Genomic DNA, 292 nt, shown 5'->3' with positions numbered 1-292 from the left:
GTTAATAATCCTAATAACGGTACAGTTAACTTAAATCCTGATACTGGAGAAGTTGTCTTTACGCCTACACCCAGTTATATTGGGCCTGCAAGTTTTGAATATACTGTCAATGATGGAAACGGGGGAATTAGCACCGCAACTGTTAATATTACTGTTGATGAACTTCCTAACCAACCGCCTATTCTTGTTGATGATACTGCTACAACTCAACAAGATACTCCTGTCACCTTAACCCCTCTAAATAACGATACTGACCCAGAAGGTGATAATTTAATTATTGAATCCGTTAATA

Annotated in this window: 1 protein-coding gene; it reads left to right on the top strand. The window is 37.7% G+C overall.

Features of this window, described 5'->3' with window-relative positions; genetic code table 11:
* Positions 1-292 (top strand): Ig-like domain-containing protein (locus tag PL9214_RS31830; RefSeq protein ID WP_186440521.1); only part of this gene is annotated, 292 nt, incomplete at both ends.

It is taken from the genome of Planktothrix tepida PCC 9214, from assembly GCF_900009145.1.
Classification (GTDB): Bacteria; Cyanobacteriota; Cyanobacteriia; order Cyanobacteriales; family Microcoleaceae; genus Planktothrix; species Planktothrix tepida.
This window is presented reverse-complemented; position numbering and strand designations above follow the sequence as displayed.